22 protein-coding genes and 1 pseudogene are annotated in these 26,565 nt (G+C 44.7%); all 23 read left to right on the top strand.

What is annotated here, in order from left to right; all coding sequences use genetic code 11:
* Nucleotides 1–150: 150 nt before the first annotated feature.
* The 23 genes and pseudogenes from BpJC4_RS02240 (at nucleotide 151) to trxB (ending at nucleotide 26,079) form a co-directional block, all read left to right on the top strand.
* Entirely contained in the window at nucleotides 151–1,050 is a 900-nt protein-coding gene (locus BpJC4_RS02240; protein ID WP_151679978.1) for a phosphate ABC transporter substrate-binding protein, read from the top strand.
* A gap of 118 nt (nucleotides 1,051–1,168) precedes the next feature.
* Nucleotides 1,169–2,107, top strand: a complete 939-nt coding sequence (gene pstC / locus BpJC4_RS02235) for a phosphate ABC transporter permease subunit PstC (RefSeq protein WP_151679977.1) — start codon at nucleotides 1,169–1,171, stop codon at nucleotides 2,105–2,107.
* Nucleotides 2,107–2,991, top strand: a complete 885-nt coding sequence (gene pstA, locus BpJC4_RS02230) for a phosphate ABC transporter permease PstA (protein WP_151679976.1) — start codon at nucleotides 2,107–2,109, stop codon at nucleotides 2,989–2,991. The genes pstC and pstA overlap by 1 nt, the downstream gene beginning before the upstream one ends.
* Nucleotides 2,992–3,008: 17 nt before the next feature.
* The gene (pstB, locus tag BpJC4_RS02225) at nucleotides 3,009–3,854 is read left to right on the top strand and encodes a phosphate ABC transporter ATP-binding protein PstB (protein WP_151679975.1); all 846 of its coding nucleotides are present in this window, start codon (nucleotides 3,009–3,011) and stop codon (nucleotides 3,852–3,854) included.
* A 28-nt stretch (nucleotides 3,855–3,882) separates the two neighbouring features.
* Entirely contained in the window at nucleotides 3,883–4,668 is a 786-nt protein-coding gene (gene pstB / locus BpJC4_RS02220; RefSeq protein WP_151679974.1) for a phosphate ABC transporter ATP-binding protein PstB, read from the top strand.
* A gap of 15 nt (nucleotides 4,669–4,683) precedes the next feature.
* Entirely contained in the window at nucleotides 4,684–5,343 is a 660-nt protein-coding gene (gene phoU, locus BpJC4_RS02215; RefSeq protein ID WP_151679973.1) for a phosphate signaling complex protein PhoU, read from the top strand.
* Nucleotides 5,344–5,496: 153 nt separating this feature from the next.
* On the top strand, nucleotides 5,497–6,141 hold the full coding sequence (locus BpJC4_RS02210; RefSeq protein ID WP_151679972.1) for an HD domain-containing protein: 645 nt from the start codon (nucleotides 5,497–5,499) through the stop codon (nucleotides 6,139–6,141).
* 87 nt (nucleotides 6,142–6,228) lie between these two features.
* Nucleotides 6,229–6,474 (top strand): CsbA family protein, encoded by a 246-nt coding sequence (locus BpJC4_RS02205; protein WP_151679971.1) that lies wholly within the window; start codon nucleotides 6,229–6,231, stop codon nucleotides 6,472–6,474.
* Nucleotides 6,475–6,648: 174 nt separating this feature from the next.
* Nucleotides 6,649–8,631 (top strand): excinuclease ABC subunit UvrB, encoded by a 1,983-nt coding sequence (gene uvrB / locus BpJC4_RS02200; protein ID WP_151679970.1) that lies wholly within the window; start codon nucleotides 6,649–6,651, stop codon nucleotides 8,629–8,631.
* Nucleotides 8,632–8,636: 5 nt separating this feature from the next.
* Nucleotides 8,637–11,501 carry an excinuclease ABC subunit UvrA gene (uvrA, locus tag BpJC4_RS02195; RefSeq protein WP_151679969.1) on the top strand — a complete coding sequence of 955 codons (2,865 nt, stop codon included), beginning with the start codon at nucleotides 8,637–8,639 and terminating at the stop codon, nucleotides 11,499–11,501.
* A gap of 324 nt (nucleotides 11,502–11,825) precedes the next feature.
* Nucleotides 11,826–12,224: a glycerol-3-phosphate cytidylyltransferase gene (gene tagD / locus BpJC4_RS02190; protein WP_151679968.1), complete on the top strand. Its 399-nt coding sequence runs from the start codon at nucleotides 11,826–11,828 to the stop codon at nucleotides 12,222–12,224.
* Nucleotides 12,217–13,413: a CDP-glycerol glycerophosphotransferase family protein gene (locus BpJC4_RS02185; RefSeq protein ID WP_151697486.1), complete on the top strand. Its 1,197-nt coding sequence runs from the start codon at nucleotides 12,217–12,219 to the stop codon at nucleotides 13,411–13,413. The genes tagD and BpJC4_RS02185 overlap by 8 nt, the downstream gene beginning before the upstream one ends.
* A gap of 28 nt (nucleotides 13,414–13,441) precedes the next feature.
* Nucleotides 13,442–14,647 (top strand): annotated as a pseudogene (locus BpJC4_RS02180) (CDP-glycerol glycerophosphotransferase family protein); the annotation flags it as partial.
* Nucleotides 14,644–15,447, top strand: coding sequence for an ABC transporter permease (locus tag BpJC4_RS02175; protein WP_151697484.1), 804 nt, complete (start codon nucleotides 14,644–14,646; stop codon nucleotides 15,445–15,447). The pseudogene BpJC4_RS02180 and the gene BpJC4_RS02175, both read left to right, overlap by 4 nt.
* A 163-nt stretch (nucleotides 15,448–15,610) precedes the next feature.
* Nucleotides 15,611–18,259 carry a CDP-glycerol glycerophosphotransferase family protein gene (locus tag BpJC4_RS02170; protein WP_172968342.1) on the top strand — a complete coding sequence of 883 codons (2,649 nt, stop codon included), beginning with the start codon at nucleotides 15,611–15,613 and terminating at the stop codon, nucleotides 18,257–18,259.
* Nucleotides 18,260–18,432: 173 nt separating this feature from the next.
* Nucleotides 18,433–19,566 (top strand): DUF4097 family beta strand repeat-containing protein, encoded by a 1,134-nt coding sequence (locus BpJC4_RS02165; protein WP_151697482.1) that lies wholly within the window; start codon nucleotides 18,433–18,435, stop codon nucleotides 19,564–19,566.
* A 97-nt stretch (nucleotides 19,567–19,663) separates the two neighbouring features.
* On the top strand, nucleotides 19,664–20,017 hold the full coding sequence (locus BpJC4_RS02160; protein ID WP_151681330.1) for a phage holin family protein: 354 nt from the start codon (nucleotides 19,664–19,666) through the stop codon (nucleotides 20,015–20,017).
* Nucleotides 20,018–20,264: 247 nt separating this feature from the next.
* Nucleotides 20,265–21,206: an HPr(Ser) kinase/phosphatase gene (hprK, locus tag BpJC4_RS02150; RefSeq protein WP_151681326.1), complete on the top strand. Its 942-nt coding sequence runs from the start codon at nucleotides 20,265–20,267 to the stop codon at nucleotides 21,204–21,206.
* A 92-nt stretch (nucleotides 21,207–21,298) separates the two neighbouring features.
* Nucleotides 21,299–22,111, top strand: coding sequence for a prolipoprotein diacylglyceryl transferase (lgt, locus tag BpJC4_RS16290; RefSeq protein ID WP_151697480.1), 813 nt, complete (start codon nucleotides 21,299–21,301; stop codon nucleotides 22,109–22,111).
* Between the two features lie 18 nt (nucleotides 22,112–22,129).
* Nucleotides 22,130–22,783 (top strand): pyrophosphatase PpaX, encoded by a 654-nt coding sequence (ppaX, locus tag BpJC4_RS16285; RefSeq protein WP_151697479.1) that lies wholly within the window; start codon nucleotides 22,130–22,132, stop codon nucleotides 22,781–22,783.
* The gene (locus tag BpJC4_RS02135) at nucleotides 22,780–23,289 is read left to right on the top strand and encodes an acyltransferase (protein ID WP_151681323.1); all 510 of its coding nucleotides are present in this window, start codon (nucleotides 22,780–22,782) and stop codon (nucleotides 23,287–23,289) included. The genes ppaX and BpJC4_RS02135 overlap by 4 nt, the downstream gene beginning before the upstream one ends.
* Before the next feature lie 99 nt (nucleotides 23,290–23,388).
* Nucleotides 23,389–24,897, top strand: coding sequence for a tetratricopeptide repeat protein (locus BpJC4_RS02130; protein WP_151697478.1), 1,509 nt, complete (start codon nucleotides 23,389–23,391; stop codon nucleotides 24,895–24,897).
* A 237-nt stretch (nucleotides 24,898–25,134) separates the two neighbouring features.
* A complete protein-coding gene (gene trxB, locus BpJC4_RS02125; RefSeq protein ID WP_151681321.1) occupies nucleotides 25,135–26,079 on the top strand; it encodes a thioredoxin-disulfide reductase in 945 nt (314 codons plus the stop codon).
* Nucleotides 26,080–26,565 lie beyond the last annotated feature (486 nt).

Below are 26,565 nucleotides of genomic sequence, written 5' to 3'. Positions count from 1 at the left end.
GCCCAAAATGTGACAGCTTATCTTTTAAAAACTTACACCCGTTTCTATCATCTTTACAAACTCTTAACATTTCATTCATATCCGCTTAATACCGGGCCATTATCTTTAATAGTGTAAGGAGCAAGTAAACAAAACACAGGGGGCAATGAAATGAGAAAAAAGTTTGCAACATTATTTAGTTTATTAACCATCTTCGCGGTGATTGCGGCCGGATGCGGGAACGCAAACGGATCGCAGAAATCCGGCAGCAGTAATAGCAGCAGCGCGAAGCAGGAAAGCATTACTGCAGTGGGATCGACCGCGCTCCAGCCGCTCGTGCAGGAAGCCGCGACACAATACATGAATAACAATGCCGGGGCGACGATTAACGTACAGGGCGGCGGCAGTGGTACCGGGCTGAGCAAAGTTGTGGAAGGTGCTGTCCAAATCGGGAATTCCGATGTTTTTGCAGAGGAAAAAGATGGCATTGATGCAAGTAAAATCGTTGACCACAAAGTCGCTGTAGTCGGATTCGCGCCAGTTGTGAATAAAGGCGTCGGCGTGAAAAACATTACGAAGCAGCAATTAATCGGCATCTTTACCGGCAAAATTACAAACTGGAAAGAAGTCGGCGGGAAAGACCAGAAAATTGTCATCATCAACCGTGCGGAAGGCTCCGGCACAAGAACAGAGTTTGAAAAATGGGCTTTAGATGGCGCAACGACTGTAAAAGCGCAGGAACAGGATTCTTCCGGGACAGTTCAAAAAATCGTCAGCGAAACACCTGGGGCCATCAGCTATCTCGCATTCTCTTACATCAACGATAAAGTCCAGGCATTAAAAGTGGACGGGGTTGAACCGACGGAAGACAACGTCAAAACAAACAAATGGAAAATTTGGGCTTATGAACACATGTATACGAACGGCGAACCGAAAGGGTTAACGAAAAAATTCATTGATTACATGCTTTCGGATGAAGTTCAGAAAAACCTTGTTCCGAAACTCGGGTATATGTCCATTTCCGATATGAAAGTGGAACGTGATGCAAAAGGAAATGTAACAAACAAATAATATCCGCAATGGGAAATGGATGCCGGAGCAGCAAACCGGCATGCGGGACATGCACGGCGGTAGAACCCGCCGGCTTTGTCCGTTTTCCAGCTGCCGGAAATGAAAGGGGACAAACAGCATGAGCGAAAATGCACTCAAGTGGACAGAGCAGGCCGCCCATAAAGCAAAACCGCGTTCGAAAATCAAAATAGAACGGCGCGGCAAAATCATTACGTTTATCTGCATCGCCTTAATGGCGGTTGTCGCTGCATCGATTTTTGTTTTTGTTGCATCGAAAGGTTTAAGCACTTTCTTTGTCAACCATGCCAGTGTACTGGAGTTTTTTACCGGCAAGGATTGGGAACCGGGCAAAACGAATGCGGCCGGGAAGCCGATGGTCGGCGCCCTGCCGATGATTTTCGGTTCCTTTGCGGTCACGTTTTTGGCTGCCATCATTTGCGCGCCATTGGCGATCGGCGGAGCCATGTTTATGACGGAAATCTCTGCGAAAGCCGGGCAGAAAATATTGCAGCCGGTCATTGAATTGCTTGTCGGGATTCCTTCGGTCGTTTACGGGTTCATCGGTTTAAGCGCCGTTGTCCCGTTCATCCGGGAACATATATCGGGAAGTGGTTTTGGGATTGCTGCAGGAACAGTTGTGCTTGCGATCATGATTTTGCCGACGATGATGAGTTTGTCGGTGGATGCGATCCGTGCGGTGCCGGATTCGCTTCGGGAAGCATCGCTTGCGCTTGGGGCGACGCGCTGGCAAACGATCTATAAAGTTGTGCTGAGAACGGCGCGCCCGGGCATTTTAACGGCGGTCATCTTCGGAATGGCGCGTGCATTCGGCGAAGCGCTCGCCGTCCAGATGGTCATCGGCAACTCGGCTGTCATTCCAAAATCGTTGTTTGAGCCAGCATCGACATTGACCAGCATTTTAACGATGGGCATGGGCAATACCGTCATGGGGAGCGTCGAAAATAATGCGCTTTGGACGCTGGCGCTCATCCTGCTCTTGATGTCGCTCGTCTTTATAATCATCGTCCGCTTTATCGGCCGCAGGAGGAATGTATGATGAAAGCAAAAATTGCAGACCGTATCGCAACATCGGTTCTCTATTTGATCGCGCTGTTTATCGTGGCCATCCTCGTCGGGCTGCTCGGTTATATTCTGGCGAGTGGCGTTCCGCATATTAGTTGGTCTTTTATCACGTCTTCGCCGCAAACTTTTACAAAAGGCGGAGGAATCGGGCCGCAGCTGTTTAATTCCTTCTATCTATTAGTGCTGACAATGATAATCAGCATTCCGATCGCGCTTGGCGCAGGCATTTATATGGCCGAGTATGCGAAAAAGAACTGGCTCACGGACCTGCTCCGGACCGCGATTGAAGTGCTGTCATCCCTTCCGTCTATTGTTGTCGGGCTGTTCGGTTTCCTGTTCTTTGTCCTGTCAATGGGCTGGGGGTTTTCAATCCTGTCCGGCGCTTTGGCACTCTCGGTTTTCAATTTGCCGCTGATGGTGCGTGTTGTGGAAGATTCGCTGCGCGGTATTTCGCCGGCACAGCGTGAGGCAGGGCTTGCCCTCGGCGTATCGCGGTGGGAAACCATTAAATCGGTGATGCTGCCGGCTGCGCTCCCGGGGATTATCACAGGAATCATTTTGGCATCCGGCCGTGTTTTCGGAGAAGCGGCCGCCCTCATTTACACAGCGGGAATGAGCTCGCCGAATCTGGATTTCACAAATTGGAACCCGTTCGACGTCACTTCCCCATTAAACCCGTTCCGGCCGGCTGAAACATTGGCCGTCCACATTTGGAAAATCAACGGAGAAGGCATTATGCCGGATGCCGCAGCCGTTTCGAGCGGTGCTTCTGCGGTATTGATCCTTTTCATTCTCGTATTTAACTTTTCCGCGCGGTTCATCGGCAAATGGATCCACCGCCGGATGACGATGCATTAATGAAGGAGGAAACGAAAATGGTAGTATCGATGTTAGCCCGAAAAGAACAAGCAGTGATTCCGGCGGCCCCGCTTTCTGTAAACAAATCCCCGGAACAAGAGCCAAAAGCGCAGAAAATCGTGCTGGAAACGAAACATTTGTATGTCTATTACGGGGAAAAACCGGCGATTAAAAATGTCAGCCTTGCTTTTCCGGAACATCAGGTAACGGCATTGATCGGGCCGTCCGGATGCGGAAAATCGACTTATTTGAGGAGCCTGAACCGGATGAATGACGAAGTGGCGGGCTGCCGGATCGAAGGAGATATCCTTTATAAAGGGGAGCACCTGAACCGCCCGGGTGTGGATGTATTTGAAGTCAGGAAACATATCGGCATGGTGTTCCAGCGCCCGAATCCGTTCGCCAAATCGATTTTTGAAAATGTCGCTTTCGGCCCGAAACACCATGGCGTCAAAAAAGCGCTGCTTGAAGAAATTGTCGAGGAAAGCTTAAAGAAAGCGGCTTTATGGGACGAAGTAAAGGACCGCCTGCACACGTCCGCGCTTGCTTTATCAGGCGGCCAGCAGCAACGGCTTTGCATTGCAAGGGCACTTGCGATGAATCCGGAAGTATTGCTGCTGGACGAACCGGCATCGGCATTAGACCCGGTCTCAACAGGGAAAATCGAAGAGTTGATCGTGGAACTGAAGAAAGAATACACCGTTGCAATCGTCACCCACAATATGCAGCAGGCGGCGCGCATTTCCGATATCACCACTTTCTTTTACATGGGCGAACTGATTGAAGCGGGGGAAACTTCACAAATGTTTACGAATCCGAAGAAAAAACAAACCGAGGACTATTTATCCGGGAATTTTGGGTAAATTTTGGGAGCAAAAAGGAGAAGGCAAAATGGCGACAATGACGGAAGAGAGAACGGAAAACAAAACACTGATCCGCGCCGAACATGTGAATGTTTTTTACAAGGACTTTCAGGCACTGTATGATATCAATCTCGATATTTTACAAAATCATGTGACGGCATTGATCGGGCCGTCCGGATGCGGAAAATCGACGTTTCTCCGCACGTTGAACCGGATGAACGACCAGGTCCCCGGATTTCGCGCAGAAGGGAATATTTTCATCGGCGGCGAGAATATTTATGCCCCGAAAACGGATGTAGTAAGCTTGAGGAAAAATGTCGGCATGGTGTTCCAGCGTCCGAACCCGTTTCCAATGTCCATTTACGATAATGTCGCGTACGGCCCGCGCATCCATGGCGTGAAAAAGAAGCGTGTGCTCGATGACATTGTTGAAAAATGTTTGCGCCAGGCCGCTTTGTGGGATGAAGTAAAAGACCGGCTCCACACGTCAGCGATGGGGCTTTCCGGCGGCCAACAGCAAAGACTCGTGCTTGCCAGGGTGCTGGCGGTCGAACCGGGCATTATTTTAATGGACGAACCGGCGTCGGCGCTTGATCCGATTTCAACAGCAAAAATTGAAGAACTGATCCTGGAATTGAAAAACAACTATACGATTGTGATCGTCACCCATAACATGCAGCAGGCGGCAAGGGTTTCTGGCCATACGGCATTCTTTTTGAACGGCAGGGTCGTGGAATATGCTGAAACGAATACAATGTTTACCAATCCAAAATCGAAACAAACCGAAGACTATATTTCAGGGCGTTTCGGTTAATAGAAAGGCGGGACAATGGTGGCGCGGAAATTATTTGAAGAAAACCTGCAGGAATTGCACGAAAGCTTGTTGAGAATGGGGCTGCTTGTCGAAGAGGCCATCTATAAAAGCGTAAAATCTTTTACAGAAAACGATACCGTCCTGGCACAATCGGTCATAGAGAATGACAAAGCGATCAACCAATATGAAGTTGATATCGAAAAGAAATGTTTTGAACTGATAGCTACCCAGCAGCCGGTCGGGACGGATCTGCGGCGGATCGGCACGATGCTGAAAGTGGTCACCGACTTGGAACGGATGGGCGACCATGCGGTGAACATCGCAAAAATTGCGATTGAATTAAAGAATGACCTTTATTTAAAACCATTTGCCCGGATCCCGGAAATGGCGGAAACCGTCAAAGAGATGGTACATGAAGGCTTGAGTGCTTATATCACCCTTAATGAAGAAAAAGCGGTGGAAGTTTCCAAACAGGACGATCAGATCGACCGCGATTTCCGGATCATTTTTAACGAGCTGATGGAAGATATGAAGCAAAATAAAGCAAATATCCATCACGCATCGTTTATGATCCTCGTTCTCCAGCACCTCGAGCGGATCGGGGATTATGTCACAAATGTATGCGAATGGATCGTCTATTTAAAAACCGGTACGATCGTCGACTTAAACCGATAACCATGTGAGAAGATAAATCCAGTTGCTTGACGCTGGGTTTATTTTTTTTTTAGAATAGTGAGAATATCAAAAGCCGTTCCCTTTTGTTTTGCATAGCATACAAAAAGGGAAGTTTTACGGTTAATGTTGGACAAACAGCAAGGAGGGAGCAAGATGGGAGTCCATCAATATTTTAAAAGCTTATCAGATTTGGAAAAAATTTACCGCTGCCCGGGAAAGTTTAAATTTCAGGAACACTCGGTGGCCAGCCATTCATTTAAAGTGGCCAAAATTGCCCAGTTTTTCGGCCATGTGGAAGAGCATGCTGGAAATGAAGTCAACTGGCGCCTGCTCTACCAGAAGGCGCTCAACCATGATTATCCGGAGCTGTTTACGGGCGATATCAAAACGCCAGTCAAATACTCGTCAAAAGAGCTTCACCAGCTGTTCAGCCAGGTGGAAGAGGAAATGACAAAGAACTTCATTAACGGCGTGTTCCCGGAAGAATACCGGGCCATTTATTTGAATTTGTTCAAAGAAAGCAAAGATGATACGCTCGAAGGAAAAATTTTATCGGTTGCGGATAAAGTCGATCTGCTTTACGAGTCTTTTGGGGAAATCCAAAAAGGGAATCCGGAACCACTGTTTTTGGAGATTTACGAGGAATCATTGCGGACGATCCTGCAGTTTTCGGAAATGGCTTCCGTCCGATATTTTTTGGATTCCATCCTGCCTGACCTGCTTTCGGAACGTTTTATTGAACATAGCGAGCTGCGCGTGATTACGAACGAAATCATTGAAAATGAATTCAAAAAATAATTCATTTTCAATGATTTTTCTTGTATTTTCAAGCCTGTTGTTCAACAATAAGGATAATGGGGAGAATTGGCTTGGAGTGGGGTGATTATGATCATACAACTGTTTGCGGCCGCTTTTTTTCCGTGCTTTCTTGTCATCTTTTTTACGAGGGTCACATTCAACCAGCTGATCGGTTTAGTACTGACGGTCGCGCTCATTGTCGCTTCGGTTTACAAAGGGTATACGCGCACATGGCCGGTATACATTATGGATGCAGCTTCTTTGACAATCGGATTTTATTTTGCTAATACAATGATACAGAGGGAAAAGAAGAAAAAGGGGAAGCAAAGCTAATCATGCGGTAGGGGAATGGCCTTACCGTTCTTTCGCATGGAAAGAAAAGGGAAAGTTTGTTCGCTTTTTGTTGGTGATGCAAGTAGATATGTGTTAAAATAAAAAGACCGAAAGACGATGCACCACCTTTAATGGTTTGAAATAAAAGCCGATTGTAAATGAGGAGGCACATGAATGGAACAGCGTGCTTTTGAACTTGTTTCGAAATATCAGCCCCAGGGAGACCAGCCGGAAGCGATCCGCCAGCTTGTCGAAGGCGTCCGTGCAGGCAAAAAAGTACAGACCTTGCTTGGGGCAACTGGTACGGGCAAAACGTTTACGATTTCCAATGTGATCAAAGAAGTCAATAAACCGACGCTCGTTATCGCCCATAACAAAACATTGGCCGGGCAGCTGTACAGCGAGTTTAAGGAGTTTTTCCCGAACAACGCGGTCGAGTACTTTGTCAGTTACTATGACTATTACCAGCCGGAAGCGTATGTGCCGCAAACCGATACGTATATCGAAAAAGATGCGAGTATCAATGATGAAATTGACAAACTGCGTCACTCGGCAACATCGGCCTTGTTTGAACGAAATGATGTCATCATTATCGCAAGCGTATCATGCATTTACGGCTTGGGTTCGCCGGAAGAATACCGCGAACTGGTCGTTTCCCTCAGGACGGGAATGGAAATCGAGCGGAACCAGCTTTTACGAAGGCTTGTCGATATCCAGTACGCCCGCAATGATATCGACTTCCAGCGTGGGACGTTTCGGGTGCGCGGTGATGTCGTCGAAATCTTCCCGGCCTCCCGCGATGAACATTGCATCCGCGTCGAGTTTTTTGGCGATGAGATTGACCGGATCCGTGAAGTGGATGCACTGACGGGTGAAATCATCGGGGACCGGGAGCATGTTGCCATTTTTCCTGCCTCCCACTTCGTCACGCGCAATGAGAAGATGCAAATTGCGATACGCAATATTGAAGCGGAACTGGAAGAAAGGCTGAAAGAGCTCCGCGACAACGGAAAACTTCTGGAAGCACAGCGCCTTGAGCAGCGGACCAGATATGATTTGGAAATGATGCGGGAAATGGGCTTCTGCTCAGGCATTGAAAATTATTCCCGCCATTTGGCGCTGCGCCCGCCCGGCTCGACGCCTTACACGCTACTGGACTACTTCCCAAAAGATTTTCTGCTCGTCATTGATGAGTCCCATGTTACGCTTCCACAAATCAGGGGAATGTTTAATGGGGATAGGGCACGTAAGCAGGTCCTTGTCGATCACGGCTTCCGGCTGCCGTCCGCGCTCGATAACCGGCCGCTCCGGTTCGAGGAATTTGAACAACATATTTCCCAGATGATTTGCGTTTCCGCAACACCGGGGCCGTATGAACTGGAGCATACACCGAAAATGGTGGAACAGATCATCCGCCCGACAGGCCTTTTGGATCCGAAAATCGACGTGCGCCCGATCGAAGGGCAAATCGACGACCTGCTCGGGGAAATCCAGGACAGGATTGCAAAAAATGAGCGCGTGCTTGTCACAACGTTGACGAAGAAAATGGCGGAAGATTTAACGGACTACTTAAAAGAAGTGGGCATCAAAGTCCAGTATCTCCATTCTGAAGTGAAGACGCTCGAGCGGATTGAAATCATCCGCGATCTCCGCCTCGGCAAATACGATGTAATTGTCGGCATCAACCTGCTGCGCGAAGGGTTGGACATCCCGGAAGTGTCGCTTGTCGCGATTCTTGACGCCGATAAAGAAGGGTTTTTACGTTCCGAACGCTCACTGATCCAGACGATCGGCCGCGCCGCACGGAATGCGAACGGCCAGGTAATTATGTATGCCGATACGATCACAGAATCCATGGAAAAGGCGATCAATGAGACGAAGCGGCGCCGTGCCGTGCAGGAAGCGTACAACAAAAAGCACGGCATTATTCCGAAAACAATCCAAAAAGACATCCGCAATGCGATCCATGCGACTTACGCGGCGGAGGAACCAGCAGCTTATGAAACGGAAGAAGAGAAGAAGCCGCTCACGAAAGAAGAACGTATGCGGCTGATTGCGGAACTGGAAGCGAAAATGAAAGAAGCGGCAAAAGCGCTTGATTTCGAACAGGCCGCGCAGCTCCGTGATGCCCTTTTAGAACTGAAAGCGGAAGGATGACCACAATGGTATTAGATAAAATAGAAGTAAAAGGGGCCCGCGTCCATAATTTAAAAGATATTGATGTGACACTGCCGCGGGACCAGCTTGTCGTGCTGACGGGATTATCCGGCTCCGGCAAGTCCTCATTGGCGTTCGATACAATTTATGCGGAAGGGCAGCGGCGCTATGTGGAGTCGCTATCCGCATATGCCCGCCAATTTTTAGGGCAGATGGACAAACCGGATGTCGATGCAATCGAAGGGCTGTCCCCCGCGATTTCGATTGACCAGAAGACAACGAGCCGCAACCCGCGTTCCACCGTCGGGACCGTAACGGAAATTTACGATTACTTGCGGCTGCTATATGCCCGCATCGGACGGCCGATCTGCCCAAACCACGGTATCGAAATTGCTTCGCAGACGGTCGAGCAGATGGTCGACCGCATCATGGAATATCCGGAGCGGACGCGGCTGCAGGTGCTGGCCCCGGTCGTATCGGGGAAAAAAGGCCAGCACGTCAAAATGCTCGAAAATATTAAAAAGCAGGGTTTCGTCCGTGTCCGCATCGATCACGAAATGCACGACCTCGGTGAAGACATCGATCTTGACAAGAATAAAAAGCATTCCATTGATATTGTGGTAGACCGGATTGTTGTAAAAGATGGGGTGCAATCCCGTCTTGCCGATTCCCTTGAAACGGCGCTGCGGCTTGCTGACGGCCGCGTCATCATCGATGTGATCGGCGAGGAAGAGCTGTTGTTCAGCGAGCATTTCGCCTGCCCGATATGCGGTTTTTCAATTGACAAGCTCGAGCCGCGCATGTTTTCGTTCAACAGCCCGTTCGGCGCCTGCCAGGAATGCGACGGGCTCGGCTCGAAGCTGGAAGTCGACCTCGATCTTGTGATCCCCGACTGGTCGCTGACATTAAACGAAGGCGCGATTGCCCCGTGGGAGCCGATTAGTTCGAAATATTACCCGCAGCTTTTAAAATGCGTGTGCGAACATTTCGGCATTGACATGGACACACCGGTAAAAGATTTGCCGAAGCACCAGATGGATAAAATTTTATACGGCTCGGGCACGGAACGAATTTATTTCCATTATGAAAATGATTTCGGCCAGGTGCGCGACAACTATATTGAGTTTGAAGGCGTGATCCGCAATATTGAACGCCGTTATCACGAGACAAGCTCCGATTTTACGCGCGAGCAGATGGAAAAATACATGGCCGAGCAGCCGTGCCCGAAATGCAAAGGCTACCGCCTGAAACCGGAAAGCCTTGCAGTGAAAATCAACGGGAAACATATCAGCGAAATCACGGATTATTCGATTGCGGAAGCCCGCGATTTTTTCACACATTTGGATTTGACGGAAAAAGAGCAGGCAATCGCAAGGCTGATTCTCCGCGAAATTGATTCCCGCCTCGGTTTTTTGGTCAATGTCGGCCTCGATTATTTGACATTGAGCCGTTCTGCCGGGACACTTTCCGGCGGGGAAGCGCAGCGTATCCGCCTCGCCACGCAGATCGGTTCGCGGCTCACAGGGGTGTTGTATATTCTTGATGAACCGTCGATCGGACTGCATCAGCGCGACAATGACCGCCTGATTGCAACGCTCAGAGAAATGGCCAATATCGGCAATACCCTGATTGTCGTGGAGCATGATGAGGATACGATGCTCGCCGCCGATTATTTAATCGATATCGGACCGGGGGCGGGCGTCCACGGCGGACAGGTCGTTGCAGCGGGAACGCCGCAGGAAGTGATGGCGAACCCGGATTCGCTGACCGGACAATATTTGTCAGGAAAGAAATTTATTCCGCTGCCTGCCAAACGCCGGAAAGGGGACGGCCGTTTTATTGAGGTCAGGGGGGCTAAGGAAAACAATTTAAAAAATATCAATGTCAAATTTCCGCTCGGTACGTTTATTGCCGTTACAGGTGTGTCCGGTTCCGGAAAAAGCACGCTCGTAAACGAAATCCTGTATAAGGGGCTTGCGCAAAAATTGTACCGCGCAAAAGCGAAGCCGGGCGCCCATAAAGAAATCAAAGGCATCGAACATTTGGACAAACTGATCGACATTGACCAGTCTCCGATCGGAAGGACGCCGCGTTCGAACCCTGCCACCTATACCGGCGTGTTCGATGATATCCGCGAAGTGTTCGCGTCCACCAATGAGGCGAAAATCCGCGGCTATAAAAAAGGCCGCTTCAGCTTCAATGTAAAAGGCGGCCGCTGTGAAGCCTGCCACGGCGACGGGATTATCAAAATTGAGATGCACTTTTTGCCGGATGTATACGTACCGTGTGAAGTGTGCCACGGGAAACGGTATAACCGCGAAACGCTCGAAGTGAAATACAAAGGCAAAAATATTGCCGATGTGCTCGATATGACGGTCGAAGATGCGATTGCCTTTTTTGAAAACATCCCGAAAATCAAGCGGAAGCTGCAAACGATATTCGACGTCGGCCTCGGATATATCAAACTCGGGCAGCCGGCAACAACATTGTCCGGCGGCGAAGCCCAGCGTGTGAAACTCGCTTCCGAACTGCACAGGCGCTCGACCGGCCGTTCTTTCTACATTTTGGATGAACCGACAACCGGCCTCCATGTCCATGATATTGCCAAGCTATTGGATGTGCTGCAAAGGCTGGTGGACAACGGCGATACCGTTCTTGTGATCGAGCATAACCTGGATGTCATCAAAACAGCCGATTATATTATCGACCTCGGCCCTGAAGGCGGGGAAGGCGGCGGAACGGTTGTCGCCACCGGCACCCCGGAAAAAGTCGCCGACAATCCGGCCTCATATACCGGAAAATATTTAAAACCGATTTTGGAACGCGACCGGGCAAGAATGGAAAAACAAATGGAAAGCCTGGCGCGCTGAGCACAATTAACAGGCTTCCTCCTGCAAATGCAGGGGGAACCTGTTTTAAAAAGGCAATGGCGATATGATTAGATATCTCGTGAGATATGCGGGACTTATACGTGAAAAGCGAAAGGACTCCGGTGGAAGAAACAGTAAAAATTTGATAAAGCTTAAAATAGATAGTCTGGAACCATTTTGAGATAGAACCAGCTTGACACTTTTTAAAGAAGTATTTGAATTCTAATGTAAATAGACATATAATGAGAAAAGATTGGGGAAAAATAATAGAAGATGTCACATTATGAAAAATTAATGCCTATTACTTAACAGGGAGAGAACTGTATGAAAAAGGTGATCACATACGGAACATTTGACCTTCTTCATTGGGGGCATATCAATTTATTAAAACGCGCAAGGGAGTTGGGCGATTATTTAATCGTCGGCCTTTCAACGGATGAATTTAACGAAATTAAAAATAAAAAATCATACCACAGCTACGAAAACCGGAAATTAATTCTGGAAGCGATCCGTTATGTTGACGAAGTAATTCCGGAAAACACTTGGGAACAAAAAATAGACGATATTAAAAGGCACCATGTGGATATATTTGTCATGGGCGATGACTGGAAAGGCAAATTTGACTATCTGAAGGATTACTGTGAAGTGGTTTATTTGCCGAGAACAGTCGGAATTTCAACTACAAAAATTAAGCAGGATCTTTTCTCCGTGAAAAATGGTTAGGGAACTGTTTATTTCTTTATACTTATTGCTTTTCCGGATCATCTTTTTGATGTGCAGTATATTTCCGGTAAAAAGAAAAGTTACATTCGTTGCTTCATTTAAGCAAAATAGTTTACATGTATATGAAGAATTGAACAAGCATTCAAATCCGTATCAAGTTACTTTCGTTTGCACTTCTTCTTGCTATCAGCAGGTGGTTAAAGAAGTCCGGCAAGGGAAAGTATTTCTTTTTGAGCCGAAAAATCCGTGGCATTTTATCGGCAGTGTGTACCATATTGCCACTTCCCAATTTGTGATTGTGGATAATTACTATGGCTTTCTGGCAGCTGTCCGTTTTAAAAAAGAGGTGGAATGCATCCAATTATGGCATGCCGCAGGAGCCATAAAAACATTCGGCCTGGAAGATAAAAATATTCATAAACGGAGCAAAGGCGCTCTGAAAAGATTTAAAAAAGTGTATGCACAATTTGATCATGTTGTGGTTGGTTCTGAGAAAATGAAGCGTATTTTTATGAGGGCGTTCGGGCTTTCTCCTGAAAATTTTCTTTATACGGGCATTCCGCGGACCGATCTTTTTTTTAATGAGAATAAGAAAAAAGATGTTATTGAACAGATTTATTACAAGTATCCCGCTTTGGTGAATAAAAAAGTGATTCTGTATGCACCAACGTTTCGTGATGGTCAAATTGAGACATTTGAAATGAAATTGGATATAAAACAGATGTACGAAGCGTTACATGATGAATATGCTTTAATCGTAAAATTGCATCCTGCTATTAAAAAAAGTACAGGTATGTCACAGTATCCTGATTTTGTCGTTGATTGTTCCGAAGACGATGACGTCAATGAACTTTTATTGATTACCGATATTTTAATTACAGATTATTCTTCGATCCCTTTTGAATTTTCTATATTAAACCGCCCGATGATTTTTTATCCGTATGATCTTGAAAATTATCAAGCCACACGTGGTTTTTGGGAGCCATACAATCAATTGGTGCCGGGGCCGATTGCTTATCATACAGGGGAAATCATTGACCTTATCAAAAATTTTCAATTTGATTTTAATCGGATTAAAGAGTTTTCAAAAGCTTGGAATACTTATTCTACCGGCCATGCAAGCAGGAATTTGGTCCAATATTTATATTATCAGGAAAATAAACAGGAAGGTCAGCAACCAATAATTTGATTTTTCGTGCTTATATAAGGATGTATGTATAATGAAGCAAAAGCTGGTAACATTAATTAAGAAAAAATTCATTCAGCCGATTTATTTTTTGGCTTTTTTTATGATAGGAAAACTCCCGGTTAAAAAAAATTTAATTATTTTTGAAAGCTTTCAGGGCAAGCAGTACAGCGATAATCCCCGGGCAATTTATGAATATATAAGTGAACATTATCCCGATTATATTTGCTACTGGAGCGCCCATAAAAATTTTCTACATAACTTTAAAAACAAAGATCTTCATTATATTAAAAGGCTTTCCCCAAAGTGGATTTTTGTAATGGGAAGAGCACATTACTGGGTAACAAACAGCAGATTGCCGTTATGGATCCCAAAGCCTAAGCATACCATTTATCTTCAGACTTGGCATGGCACACCATTAAAAAAATTGGCAACTGATATGGATGAGGTCCATATGCCGGGTACCACAACTGAAAATTATAAAAAAAACTTTATTAAAGAAGCGGGCAACTGGGATTATTTAATATCACCTAATGCGTATTCTACTGAAATATTCCGCAGGGCATTCCAATTCAAGAAAACGATGTTGGAAACGGGTTATCCCCGTAATGATGTTCTTGTAAAAAACAACAACCCGGAATACGTGGGTGTTTTAAAAAGAAAATATGGGCTGCCGCGGGATAAGAAAGTGATTTTATATGCCCCTACTTGGCGGGATAATCAATTTTATCAAAAAGGTAAGTATAAATTTGATTTGAATCTCGATTTAGAATTCATGAAACAGCAGCTGGAGGAAGAGTATATTGTCATTTTACGGATGCACTATTTAGTTGCTGAAAAATTAGACTTAGGGCCTTATAAGGGGTTTGCGTATGATTTCTCAAATCATGAAGATATCTCGGAATTATATTTAATTTCGGATCTTTTAATAACCGACTATTCATCTGTATTTTTTGATTATGCAATCCTAAAGCGTCCAGTGATCTTTTTTGTTTATGATATTGAAGAGTACCGCGACCGTTTACGCGGTTTCTACTTTGATTTTGAAAAAAAAGCCCCGGGCCCGCTTGTTACAACAACCGCGCAAGTCATTGATGAAATTAAAAAGATCAATACTGCTGGGTATAAACTGCCGGATTCATTTGGCGATTTTTATAAAAAATTCTGTTATTTGGAATGCGGAAAATCAACTCAGCGCGTTGTTGAACATGTATTTGCAGAAAGGAAAGAGTTATGAAATCGACCATTACTGTTATAAAAGAGCAAATAAACAGCTTTTATTTAATTCTTCGCCTTTCCATGTATGAGGTTAGAAGCGAAAACCGTAATAATTATTTGGGTATCCTCTGGGAAGTTATTAATCCAATGATCCAGCTTTCCATTTACTGGTTCGTTTTCGGGTTTGGTTTAAGGGGAGGGCATCCTCGTCCAGGATATGTTCCTTGGTTGTTTGCCGGGGCTTCCATATGGTTTTTTATCAGCCCTGCCGTATTGCAAGGCTCCAGATCCATTTATTCGCGGATACGGATGGTTGCAAAAATGAATTTTCCGATGAGCGCTATTCCAAGTTATGTAATTATGTCAAAATTTTACCAGCATATGTTGCTACTGGCAATTGTTATCATTATTTTGCAGTTTCAAGGATATCCAGTTTCCATATACTATCTTGAACTGCCTTATTATATGATTTGCGTGTTTATTTTTACATTGTCATTATCTCTTATCACTTCCACGTTAGCGACAATTGTAAGGGATGTACAGAATATCGTTCAGGCAATCATGAGAATGATGATTTATATTTTGCCTGTATTATGGAATCCATCCACTTTAAAGGGCAGTATTGCTTTTATTTTAAAGCTAAATCCGTACTACTATATTATTGAAGGCTATCGTTCTGCACTACTTGGGAATATGGGATGGTATTTGGTTGAGCACCTGCATTATACGCTATATTTTTGGGGGGCAACCATTATCTTATTTATTATTGGTTCTGTTTTGCATATGAAGTTTAGGAACAGCTTTGTGGATTTTTTGTAATTGAGATGACCAAACATAAAAAGTATAGGTATGATATTTTTTTGCATAATAATTATATAATTTCAATAAATGTGCTCTTAGGAGTAAAGGTGTAAGAAAATATTGGATTATTTTCCGTCTTTAATTCACTTCAAGCAATCTTAATTAGAAAGGAAATATGAAAGTGAGTATATTTTCCAATATAATGACAAGATGGAATCGAGTTAAAAAAATTAGGATGAATAAAGGTTACTTATATCAGTATCCTAAGTACTATCGTAAAGAAAAAATTAAAAACAATGTTGTTTTGGTTGAATCCTCTCATGGGAACAATCTTGCCGGCCATCTTTTTTATATGGTGGAAGAATTGGCCAGCAATTATCCTGATTTAAAGCTTTATGTTGCAGTTAATAATGTAGAAGATCAAGTCCAGCTTTTATTGGATAAAGGTATTAAGAATGTTAATGTAATTCCCTATCTTTCCAAGGAGTACTGCCAAATTTTAGCGTCAGCCGAATATTTGTTAAACGATACCTCCTTTTACCCATTCTTTTCTAAAAAAGAGGGACAAAAATATATTAATATTTGGCATGGTACACCGTTGAAACATTTAGGGAAAGATATGGATGTTTTGACGGATATGGGAAATGTTCAACGTAATTTTTATATGTCGGACATGATTGTCGTAAGCAATAAATACACACAGAAAATTCTTGCGGATTCCCATAATTTGAATGGAATATATCGGGGGAAAATGGTAATTGGTCCATCGCCGAGAAATTCAATCCTTTTTAATGAAGACACCAGAAAAGAAATACGATCTGCTATAAAAGCAGACGATAAAAATATCATTTTTTACATGCCGACTTGGAGAGGAACAGTTGGTAAAGTATCAAATGACAATGAAAAATTATTTGATGATCTTCACATAATTTCCAAAAGTTTGTCAGAAAATGAAATCTTTTTTGTAAAACTACATCCTTTTCAAGCTGAAGTAGATCTCAGTGGATTTGATAATATTTTTCCTATGCCTGCAACTTATGAATTATACGAGTTTTTAACAGCTGTCGATGTATTGATTACGGATTATTCATCCATCATGTATGACTTTTTAAATACGGACAGAAAAGTTATCCTCTATACTTACGATAAGGACGAATACTTTAGTACAAGGGGCGTATATGAAGATATTGACCAGTATCCTTTTGTACAAGCTGATAATATTCATGATTTAATAAAAGAATTTAAAAACACGGAAAAAGAGATCTCTTATAAAGACATGCAACGTAAATTTTGTCCTTATGATTACAGTGAAGGTACTAAAGATATCTGCAAATATATTTTTAAACAAAAAAAATTGCCGAATATAGAAGAAATTTCTCTTTATAATGGGAAAGAAACAGTAGCATTGTTAAGCGGAGGCTTTTGGGATAATGGTATAACTACCGCATTGATAAATACTTTGGATAATATTGATACGACTAAAAGGAATTATCTTATCTTTTTTGGAAGATCAAAGTTAAAGCCAAAACACTATTTCAGAGTAAGAAATTTACCGGATAATGTGTTGTACTATCCTGTTCCCGGCTCGATGAACGGTACATTCTGGGAAAGAGTTATGATGTCTCTATATATGAAAAACGAAAAATTCAAAGGGCCCTTGATCAATAAGCTGGTCGGCAGGTTAATGCGGAATGAATTCAAGCGTATTTTTGGGGATTTGAAGATTGATACTTTTATCCATTACACCGGGTTTGAAAGAAAATATGCTGAAATGATTAAACATATCCGTGCAAAATCGATTATTTGGGTTCATACAGATATGTTTAAAGAATATGAAATCAAAAAAAATTTCAGCAAAAAGATTGTTTTTTATTCAGCATACAAATATGCGTCGAAAATTGTCCTTGTCAGTGATCAATTATTTGATAAAATGGTCAAAAACCTGCCATTTACAAAAAGCAAATTACGTACGATAGATAATTTTCTTGGAGAGGAAAGAATCCGCAAAGCTTCTGAAGAAAATATTTTTTACACTTTAAAACAGACAGCTGTAGAGTATGCATCAAATCCGGATGATCTTAGTGGGTTACCAATACCAAATTTAATAAAGCATAAAAAGTTATTTTTTGAGTCTGATCAGCTCTTATCCGAATATAATCATGACTCACTTGACGAAGAGTTAAATAACCTTATCAATGAAATTGAACCAAAGAAACAAACCATTCTACTTGACACGATCAAAAAACTTCATGCCGGCGATGAATTGTTAATCAAAAAAACGCTTGGTTTAACGAAATGCAGATTGATAAATGACCTGTTTGATCCGGACATTAAATTCTTTATCAATATTGGCCGTTTTGATTACCAAAAGGGGCATGAACGTCTTATCCATGCTTTTGAAAAAATATATCATCTGAATAAGAACACACGTCTTGTCATTGTAGCGCCGCATGGCCCGCTTAAAAAGAAAACCATTTCATGGATAAGGGAAAGTAGTGCAAGGAGTGCGATATTTTTATTAGGAAGAATGAGCAACCCATACAGTTTGTTGAGATTGTGCGATTGCTTTGTCCTCTCCTCACATTATGAGGGATTAGGTTTGGTTCTCTATGAAGCTTTGGCTGTAGGAACCAAGGCTGTAACAGTTGATCTCCCGCAAACGATCCAGCATTTAAAAAACAATGAAGTGATCATTGTAAATAATTCTGAAGAGGGCATTGCGGATGGCATGAAACAAATATTGGATGGAACATTCCATTTTGAACCATTTGATTTTTCACACTTGAAAAAGAGATCACTCGAAAGATTTGAAGCCTTATTTGCTGAATAAGATTGGAATTAAGCAATCTAATTTACACTGCCGGAAAAACATCATTTTCCGGCAGTTTGATTATACTTGGCAATGTACTTCACATATGGACGATTTGGTAAAGAAAATGTAGCGAAACTTTTTTTAAAAATAATCGTAATCATAATAACCAGTGCGAAAAAGGAGGCACCCCTATGGAAAATAAGCGAAAACGGATTTTGGATATGGTAAAAAACGGAAAATTGTCAACTGATGAAGCTTTGACGCTTTTGGAGGCATTGGACAGGGAAGAGTCCGGAAATGTGGAAAAGGGCGAGGGGAAAACAACGGAACAAAGCGGCAGAGACGGGGAAGGCCAAAAAAGGTTCCACGACACGGCACAAAATTTCAACGAGACGAAAGAAAAACTGTTTGATCTGGTCGGCGGGGCATTGAAAAAAATAAAGGAGTTTGATTTCCAAATCAGCCAGTCCGCCGAGGTTTCCCATGTATTCCAGCAACATATGCCCGAGATCGAAAATATTGAAATCGACATTGCAAACGGAAACCTCACGTTTAAGCAATGGGACCAGGAAGATGTGCGGGTGGAATGCCGGGCAAAAGTCTTCCGTACAAATGACCGGGAAGAAGCGCGCAGTTTTTTATTGAATAACAGCACTTTTTCTATTGAAGACGGAAGGCTTGTATTTGCTACCCAGTCAAAATGGATGAAAGCCGACACAGCCGTTTACATTCCGGCAGCCCAATACCGGAAAATTATCTTAAGCACCTTCAGTGGCAATGTCCAGGTAAAAGAAATCCAAGCCGATCACTTAAAGATCAAAACACTGCATGGCAAGGTGCTGCTTGAGCGTGCCGAATTGGAAAAAGCGGATATTGAGACAGGGAACGGCACCGTTGAATTTGACAGGACTGTCATCCGGCAGGTCGAAGCGCAGACGATGAACGGCGACATCCGCTGGAACGGCTCTTTCGGGCGCTCGGATTTTGAAGCGTTCAACGGCAATATTACCGTAAATATGGCTTCCGAAGGCGACACTTTGCATGCCAAAACTGTTTCCGGAAATATTGAAATTGCCATTCCGGAAAATACGTCCGTGCATGGGGAAGGAAAAACGAATTTCGGCAGCTTCGCGATAGAACTGGAAGGCATGGAGAAATATGAAGAACGGAAAGAAATGATTCAAAAGATTGCCCGGTTCAGCCGAAAAGGCATTTCCGAAACCGAACTGTATGTATTTGCCGATGCCAAAACAGGCACCATTACGATAAAAGAGCAAAGCACTAACAAGCATCGTGAGCCGGAAGACCACGGCCAAAAAGCATAAAAGGTTAGGCTTTTCCAAAAAACGGGGTGTGTGGCGGGATTTTTTGCAGGTGCGGATATATACTGTAAGTAAGAATTGAAGAAAAGGTTTGATGACCATGCGCTGGATACTCGGAATTTTGATCAACGCCATATTGTTTATCGCACTTTCCGGCTATTTCCAGGGGTTTTATGTTGAAAGTGTCGGCTCCGCCATTATGGCAAGCCTCATATTGTCCATCTTGAATATTTTGGTGCGGCCGATTTTAATCCTGCTCACTTTACCGATTACGATCCTCAGTTTGGGCATTTTTCTACTCGTCATCAATGCCATTACCTTGGTCATGACCGATGAGCTGATGGGCCCGAGTTTTGAGATTGACAGCTTCGGCATGGCTTTTCTAGTGGCGGTGATTATGGCGGTTGTAAATTTAATTTTGCAGGAAACAGTATTCCGGAAACAATCGGGCTGACCGGGAAAGGTTTTATGAAATTTGCAGGACTGCTGCGGAATGATGTGGCCATCCATGATATTCATGAAGTACGGCAGGAGAACCTGCCGTCTTTTTATTGTCCTGCTTCGCGGCTGGAAAATCATTTTTATCGAAAAGGGCTGGTACGGCCCCTTTATGAAATGATAAAATAATAAGAAGCCTTTGAATCATCAAGTATAATCCATTCCGGTTTTTTTGCAGCCGGATTGATACAGGAGGAATCATAGTGGCAAAGGTGCGCGTAGCAGACATTATTAAACAGTTTAATCTTGAGCTGATCAGTGGAGAAGAAGGCATCCACCGCCCGATCACCACGAGTGATATTTCACGGCCGGGCCTGGAGATGACGGGCTTTTTTGATTATTATCCGGCTGACCGCATCCAGCTGCTTGGCATGACGGAAATCACCTTCAGCAACAGGCTTACGCCGGAAGAACGGAAAAGCAGGATGGAAAATTTGTGCAGCGATATAACACCGGGCATTGTGATTTCGAGAGGCTTGGAAATTCCCTCGGAATTGATCGAGGCTTCTGAAGAACATTCGGTCCCTGTGATGCGGACACCGATGAAAACAACGCGGTTTTCAAGCCGTTTAACGAATTATTTGGAATATAAGCTTGCCCCGACGACAGCCGTCCATGGCGTGCTTGTTGATGTATACGGGGTCGGCGTTCTGATTACCGGAAAAAGCGGTGTCGGGAAAAGCGAGACTGCGCTGGAACTTGTGAAAAGAGGGCACAGGCTTGTTGCCGATGACTGTGTCGAAATTGTCCAGGAAGAAGAAGGTTCCCTGATCGGGCATGCCCCGGAATTGATTGAACATTTGCTGGAAATCCGCGGGCTCGGCATTATCAATGTCATGACGTTATTTGGCGCAGGTGCGGTGAGAAGCCACAAACGGATTACGATGATCGCCAATTTGGAAATTTGGGACCAGCATAAGCAGTATGACCGGCTGGGGCTCGATGAAGAAAAAGTCAAAATCCTCGATACGGAAATCACGAAGATGACGGTGCCGGTGCGCCCCGGCAGGAACCTGGCCATCATCATTGAAGTGGCCGCCATGAATTACCGTTTGAAAAACATGGGCGTAAATGCTGCCCGGCAGTTTACGGACAAGCTGGCGGATGTCATCGAAGAACATGAACAGGAGAATAACCAGGGCTGACCATGCGCGGCCGTGGATAAAAGAAGTTAACGGACGCCTGGCATTTTCCGGGCGGACCGTATTGTAACGGGTGAAAAAGGAGTTGTGATGAAATGGATCCAAATATTACCCCCCTGAACCCGATTGCGTTCCATTTAGGCGGGTTAGAGGTGCATTGGTACGGGATTATTATCGGCTTCGGCATTCTTTTGGGGCTGTATCTTGCCATGCGCGAAGCTGCCCGGCTTTCAGTCGACCAAAATATCATTGCCGATTTATGCATATGGGCGATTCCGGTTTCGATTATATGCGCCCGGATTTACTATGTCATTTTTGAATGGGGTTATTATTCGGAACATCCAAATGAAATCATCAAAATCTGGAACGGCGGCATCGCGATCCACGGAGCGTTGATCGGGGCCGTTGTCACCGCGATTGTATTTACGCGTGTAAAAGGCGGGTCTTTCTGGAAAATTGCCGATATTTCCGCGCCAAGTTTAATTTTGGGGCAGGGGATCGGGCGCTGGGGCAATTTTATGAACCAGGAAGCGCACGGCGGGCCGGTTTCCAGGGCGTTTTTGGAGAATTTGCATCTGCCGGATTGGATGATCAACCAAATGTACATAAACGGCACCTATTATCAGCCGACATTTTTATATGAATCGCTGTGGGACATTTTAGGATTCATTGTCCTGATGTTACTAAGAAGGGCAAAAATGCACAGGGGAGAAATTTTCTTAAGCTATTTGATCTGGTACTCGATCGGCCGTTTCTTTATCGAAGGGTTGCGGACGGACAGCTTGATGCTCACATCCCATATCCGCATGGCGCAGGTCGTTTCGGTTACTTTGATTATTGCAGCTGGGATTGTATGGATTTACCGCAGAAAAACAGGATTATCGTCCAAACTGTACGGGGAGCAGTAAGAAGAAAGAGGGAAACAAATGGGAAAACCGATTACCACGCTTTTGTTTGATTTGGATGGAACTTTGATTGACACGAATGAATTAATCGTTCAGTCCTTTTTGCATACGTTGAACCATTATTATTCGGGGCGCTACAGCCGGGAAGACGTGCTCATTTTTAACGGGCCGCCTTTGATTGACAGTTTTTCATCCATCGATCCGGAGCGGGCGGAAGAAATGGTCGCCATATACCGCGCCTATAATGTCCAGCAGCACGATTCCCTCGTAAAAGAATTCCCGGGCGTCTTTGATACGATTAAAATGCTGAAAGAACACCGCTTTAAGCTGGGGATTGTATCGACCAAAATGAAGGATACGGTCATGAAAGGGCTGAAGCTGACCCGCTTGAATCCGTTTTTCGATGCCGTCATTACGCTTGACGATGTAAAGCGGGCCAAGCCGGATCCGGAACCTGTTGAAAAAGCGCTGCACCTGCTCGGTTCGGCGCCGGAAGAAGCAATCATGATCGGCGACAATTACCATGATATCCAGGCGGCGAAAAATGCCGGCACGTATTCGGCCGGGGTTTCGTGGTCGGCAAAAGGGCGCGCTTTTCTTGAAAAATATAAACCAGATTTTATGCTTGACCATATGTCCGACCTTGCAAAGATTGTCGGGGTTAAAGCCAGATGAGGAAAACGGAGCGGTATCCGGTTGAAGGCGCGAATGCACTTTGGCAAATTTACAAAACCGTTTCTTTTTGGAAAGTGTTGAAAAATGTCATCATCATCGAAATTGCCCGCTATATGCCGTTTTTGCGCGTAAAAAATTGGATGTACCGGACATTTTTGTGCATGAAAGTCGGGGACAAAACGGCTTTTGCGTATAAAGTGCTGGTGGACATCATGTTTCCCGAAAAAATATCGGTCGGGAAAAATTGCGTGATCGGTTATAATACGACCATTCTCGCACATGAATATTTGATAGACGAATACCGGATCGGGGAAGTGGTGATCGGCGACGAAGTAATGGTCGGTGCAAATACGACCATTCTCCCTGGGGTGGTGATCGGGGACCGGGCAGTGGTGGCCGCCGGTTCCGTTGTCCATAAAGATGTGCCTGCTGGTTCCTTTGCAGGCGGAAATCCATTGCAAATCATCCGCGAAGCAAAGGAAAGACCCGAACAGACAGAACAGTGAATAAGGGAACAATTACTTGAGCCGAAAAGGTTAAAGGCGCCCCGGATGTATGATATACTACAAGAAGCGACTAATGTTTATTGTTTGTGAGGGAACAACATGAGCAAAGATTCCAAATTAAGGCAGGAACATGGGAATGTGCTGTCTTTTATACCGACGGGAGAATACTATTTTAATAAAGGTGTCCAGGCTTTTGACCGCCATGACATCAAAAAAGCACGAAAATATTTGCAGCGCGCCGCCCAGTTGGATCCGAACGACCCGGTCATTGCCTGCCAGCTTGCGATCATTTATACCCATTGCGAAGAGTTCCAGCAGGCAATTGACATTTTCCGCCATATTTTGGAGAAACTCGATCCAAGTATGGTGGAGTGCCACTTTTTTTTAGCCAATAATTATGCGGAACTCGGGTTTTTTAACGAGGCTTTGTACCATGCCCGCCAATACTTGGAAAAAGACCCGTTCGGCGAGTATAGGGAAGAAGCGGAAGAACTCATTTACATGATTGACTTGGACGATGGGGAACTCGAATCCATCTCTTATGAGCAGGATGAACTCATGATCAAGCAGGAAGAAGCAAGGCGTCTTTTGGAAGCGGGAAATTTTGAAATGGCGCTTAACGAGCTAAACAAACTGATCGAAAAATATCCGGATTTTTGGTCCGGCTACAATAATATTGCGCTTGCGTACTTTTACCTCGGCCAGGCGGAAAAAGCGATCGCGGTGCTGGAGGACCTGCTGGAAAAGAACCCGGGCAATCTTCATGCGCTATGCAATTTAGCCGTTTTTTTCTACCATAAGCAAGATGACGAAAAACTTGAAAAAATTGTGAAAGGGCTTGAAAAGGTCCGGCCGGTTTTAATCGACCACCAATACAAGCTCGGCGCAACATTTGCCACTATCGGCCGTTTTGAAGAGGCTTACCATTGGTTGAACCGGTTGAAAAAAGCCGGATTTGGCGGGGATGCATCGTTTTACTACTGGCTGTCGCAGGCTGCCTATTATACCGGCCGCCAACAGGCAGCGGAATCGGCATGGGAGCAGCTCATCGAACTGAACCCAGGGAAAAAGGGATATGAACCGTGGAACCGGGATTTGGAAAAAAAGCTGAATGAGAAAAATGTCCAATTTATTTTAAACCGGCTCAACAGCGGGGAGATGCCTGAGCGTTTATTCGGGATTTTTCTGATCGGTCTTTCTTCCAATCGTTCGGACATCGTTTCGCATCCTGATTTTAAAAACTTCGAAGATTTTACGCTGATTGAGAAAATTTATTTGGCGCATGTCCTTGAGTCGGGCATCCGTGAGCATTTTGACCCGGACAAAGTGTTTGCGCGCGGGCACAATATTGCATGTATCCTCCACGGACATTACGGGCCGATGTTCCCAGGATATACCGATTTGATGCTCGTTTGGTTTTCGATCTTTTTAAACGGCCTAAAGCACGGAGAACGGTTTAAAAACGAAGCCGGATTCGCCGCCGCCACCGATTATTTGTGGCACCGCCAAAAGGGTGATAAAGTGTCCCAGCAGGCTGTCGCGGCAGAATATCAAATTTCGGCCTCCACGTTAAGAAAGTACGCCAACCAAATTAAGTCACTGTTTTAAAAGCTGCCCTCCGCTTTTCTATGAGCAAATCAATGGACGGGGGGCTTTTCTTCCTATAGTATAAAAAAGGAAAGATGATTTCTTTTCTCTGGTTGGAACAAAAACCCCACACATGGTTGGTGGGGTTTTTTTAAAAACGGGTATACCGTGTATGGAAAAACTGCTTTGTGGAACGATTAAAATAGGGTGGCTTGCATTTCTACAGCTGCAGCCATGAATAAGGAGTGTTGCTAATAAATGGGTGAAGAACAGGTTTATGACGTCATCATTATCGGTGCTGGGCCTGCCGGGATGACGGCTGCCGTTTATGCTTCGCGCGCGGATTTGAAAACATTGATGATCGAGCGCGGCGTCCCGGGCGGCCAGATGGTTAATACAGAAGAAGTGGAAAATTATCCGGGATATGAATCCATCCTCGGTCCGGAACTGTCAAACAAAATGTTTGAACACGCCAAAAAATTCGGCGCGGAATACGCTTATGGCGATATAAAAGAAATTGCCCTGGACGGGGATTATAAAATTGTCAAAGCCGGCGCAAAAGAATACAAGGCGTTGTCTGTAATTATCGCAACGGGCGCCGAATACAAAAAACTCGGCGTAAAGGGCGAAAGTGAACTTGGCGGACGCGGTGTTTCCTACTGCGCTGTGTGCGACGGCGCATTCTTTAAAGGAAAAGACCTTGTGGTTGTCGGCGGCGGGGATTCGGCCGTTGAAGAAGGCACCTACTTAACGCGTTTTGCCAATAAAGTGACGATTGTGCACAGGCGCGACAAACTGCGTGCGCAAAAAATCCTCCAGGACCGGGCTTTCAAAAATGAAAAAATCGATTTTATCTGGAACCATACGGTAAAAGAAATCCATGAAGAAAACGGAAAAGTCGGTTCCGTCACGCTCGTTTCCACCGTTGACGGATCAGAGAAGCTTTTTAAAACGGACGGCGTTTTCATTTATATCGGGATGGTGCCGCTAACCAAGCCGTTTGAAAACCTCGGCATTACAAACGAGGCCGGCTATATTGTGACAAACGAAGAAATGGAGACAAAGATTCCGGGGATTTTCGCAGCCGGAGATGTCAGGGAAAAAACGCTCCGGCAAATTGTCACGGCAACCGGGGACGGAAGTATTGCGGCCCAAAACGCCCAGCATTATGTCGAAGAATTGAAAGAAACGTTAAAGGCATAAAAAAGTCAAGCGGTTTTAACTTTTTTGTAACCCGTATGAAACAAACTTCGGGTAAGATATCAATATAAATTGACCCCCTTTTTTTATATAAGCCCTATTGGAGATGCACAGGCGCATGCCTGTGCTTTTTTTGCGAGACCGGTTGAATTAGGCAGGTTTCCGGCAGGCGCCATAAACAACCTGCTGGAAAGGAAACAGCAGCATTTTTTCGTGTTTTGCGGATACGCTCATTCATTGTTCGCTTGTTTTATTAATAGTATAATAAAAAGTAACATGGTTTTATGCTGAAGGCTATTCTATTGTTTGGGACAGTCCAGATAGGCGCGCGGAATTTACAGGGTTCCTGCGGAAAAGGGTTCCCTAAAAGCCCGCGGCATGCCGGGCCATCAACCGTATATCGGGTAGTACAGTATTGAAGATTTCAGTGGCGTCGTCCCTAACCATATTTTTATTTTTTAATGGCTGAAAACAGCTATTCTGGGCTGC

This window comes from Weizmannia acidilactici (assembly GCF_008974185.1).
In the GTDB taxonomy this organism is placed as follows: domain Bacteria; phylum Bacillota; class Bacilli; order Bacillales; family Bacillaceae_C; genus Weizmannia; species Weizmannia acidilactici.
This window is presented reverse-complemented; position numbering and strand designations above follow the sequence as displayed.